The organism is Streptococcus danieliae (assembly GCF_013415245.1).
GTDB lineage: Bacteria > Bacillota > Bacilli > Lactobacillales > Streptococcaceae > Streptococcus > Streptococcus danieliae_A.
The window spans coordinates 1-3,045 of sequence record NZ_JACBXX010000131.1; the positions used below are offsets into that span (position 1 = coordinate 1).

A 3,045-nucleotide genomic window follows, 5' to 3' on the forward strand; every position below is an offset into this window, starting at 1 on the left:
GAAGAGCTAAAAAACTACGCTAAGGCTCCATATACAACACCCAAATAAGAAAAAAGACTAGCCAAATCCCTTGGGGCACAAGGGGTTAGCTGGTCTTTGTCTATTTTTAGGTGATAAAGTCGGGATTATATCACGAAAGAAGATAGAAAAAAAGAAGGTCTTTTCAGAAACCTCCTCTTTTTCTCTGGAAAAATAGGCCTTCTTATTCGGATTTAACGAACTTTCAGCTCATTTTCCTATCTGCTATTAGTCTTGTTTCCCTTTCAACAAGGCTTTTGGTAGTAAACCTAAAAGCACAAGACCGAAACTCATCAGCAAGGACTGTTCAGAACCAGTCTTTGGAAGTTGGCCGGCAACAGCCTGCTCTTTAACTTGAGGTTGGGATGAAGCAACTTTTTGGAAAGTTTGACCTGACTGGTAAGAAAGCACTTGAGGTCCTTTCACAGTCTCAACCTTAGCTGGTTTGGCAGGTGTTAGCGGTGTTACTTCCGGTTGAGCTGGTTTCTCCGGCTGTTCAGGTTGCGCTGGCTGTTCTGGCTGTTCAGGTTCTACTGGTTGAAGAACAGGGCTATAGTGATAACGGTATTCTCCAAATCCTTCCAGGGCTTCGGAAATTCCTACAAAGGAAATTGCTGGGTTGCTAGCCAAATGTTCTTGTCCTTTTAGGGAGGTCAAGAAGCGAAGATCGAGATCCTTAATGGTATCTGCAAAGGTCCAGTTTTGGTTAGGACGGGCATCAATTGTTTTTTCAGCAATGATGTAGTCGATTAAGGCTTGACGGTTCTGGAGATTCAAGAGACGGTTTTCTTGAGCATCTTTCACTCCTGGGAATGGACCGCTGGCACGGTAGTTATTGGTCACCACGATAAAGAGCTGATCATCTGCAACTTCTTGACCTTGGTAGCGGAGGTTTCGAACACGGTTGGCTGTTGGGTTGACCAATTCTGCTCCAACAGAGTATTTATTCGGTTGAGTAATATCTAACTCGTAGGTAACCCCATCAATAACATCAAAGTTGTAAGTTCTAAAGGACGTATTGATAATGTTTTGTGGTTCTGTCTTCGCAGGATCGACTTGGTTAAATTGACCAGCTGACATTTCCAACCACTCCTTGAGTTGGGCACCGGTAATTTTAAGCAAGGCTACAGTATTATCAAAGACGTAAAGGTCAGCGACATTTTTAATAGCTAGTGGTCCAGCCTTCATATCTGTATAGGCATTCGGATCATTACGAGCTCCGGCCTTAAAGGGAGCTGCTGCTGAAAGTAGAGGTAAGTCAGCATCCGGAGTTCCTTCTAGAACTTGTTTGGCATACCACATTTGTGCCTGGTTGACAATCTGAACAGATGGATCATCTTGAACCAAGGAGAAGTAAGAATGGATCGGTGTTGGCGTTTGTCCGACTTCTTGGCGCACATAGCGAATTGTCGCTTCATGAACTTCCTTGGCTAAATTCAGGATACGTTCATCTGCCTTAGTCGACTTGGTATCAATTTTGCGAAGGACTGTTCCTGATTCTTCAACCTGCCAAGCCCCTTTGGTATAGTGGAGTTTCAAGTCCATGATTCCCAAATGGTCTCCGTATTTACCAGCCATGGTTACCGGAATACCATTGATTTTACCATTGACATCATCCACACCTTTAATCTTAGCGTAGAAACCATTACCTGTTCCAGATGGGAAATTGGCATGCGAATGACCGGTTGCAACTGCATCAACGCCTGGAATACCAGCCAATTGGTAACCGATATTTTCTTCACCAACTAGATACGTGTCATCGCCAATTCCTGAGTGGGACATGACAACAATGACATCTGCTCCCGCCTTGCGCATTTGTGGCACCAAGTCAGTAACGGCTTGAACAGCATCCAAGGCAATTACTTTTCCTTCCAAATGGGCACGATCCCAGTTCATGATTTGTGGTGGTACAATCCCTGTAAGTCCCACATTCACGGTTACCAATTGACCTTCAGAATCTTTGAAGGCTTTAGGAACAATGACATAAGGGGTAAAGAGATGTTCCTTGGTTTGGGCATCCAAAACGTTGGCGTTTAGAAGCGGCACTTTTGAAGAAGCCACAATCCGACGTAGATAGTCTAAACCATAGTTAAATTCATGGTTCCCCAAGGCTGCCCCATCATAGTTTAGTTCTTTGAAGGCTGCAAACATGGGATGCTCTTCCCCTTCTTTAACAGGGTCTACAACAGCCTTATAGGTTCCAAGGGGTGTTCCTTGGATGGTATCGCCACTATCCACAATCACAACATTTGAGTTTTCAGCAAGTGCTTCTTCCATTAGGACAGCTGTTTTAGCCAAGCCTAACGTCTCTACTTGCATATCTTGATAGTAATCATAGTTCACTAGATTGGTATGCAAATCTGTTGTCGCCAAAATCCGCATATCCACTCGTTGACCTTCGACAGGTGGCTTAACGGCCTCTTCCTGAACAGGTTCAGCCAAGACTGTAACCTCTGGTGACTGCTCCTGAACTGGAGTTTCTGAAACTTGCAGAAGAGCCTCTGGACTTGCAGGACTTTCCTGAGCCACTGTCACACTAGTTGCTTCTTGCCCTGTTGCAGCTTGAGAATCCACTGCTTGATCTGCCCGAACCTCTTCAGCGACCATTACTGCTGCTGCTAAACTGAGCAACATCGCAGATTTTTTCAGATATGAATGAACCATGATAACCTCCTAAAACTGTTCGATTCTTGAACATTATAAACGATTCAAAGCCATATTTCAAGATTTTATCGGATTTATCCGAACATTTTACAAACCAGTTTTAAAAATGTTCTCGGTTTAAAAGACACTTCCAAGCCTATCACTCAACAAAAAAGTATTGATTAGATCTCACAAAAAGCCTAATCAATACCACTCCTACTGTTTCTATTCCACAATGACAGCTGTTCCAGAGCAAGTTATACTCATTTAAAATCAAAAGTTGAAAAATAATGGATGCTTAGTTTTGAAATACAACAATATAAAACCACTACGTATCTAGAAAGGACCTTGTCCATTCTCTATTCACAATGGATTTTAAGGTTT

1 protein-coding gene is annotated in these 3,045 nt (G+C 43.1%); it reads right to left on the reverse strand.

The annotated features are described in order from the left end of the window. Positions 1–246: 246 nt before the first annotated feature. Positions 247–2,682: a bifunctional 2',3'-cyclic-nucleotide 2'-phosphodiesterase/3'-nucleotidase gene (locus tag HZY94_RS05885; protein WP_179925413.1), complete on the reverse strand. Its 2,436-nt coding sequence runs from the start codon at positions 2,680–2,682 to the stop codon at positions 247–249. Between the last annotated feature and the right edge of the window lie 363 nt (positions 2,683–3,045).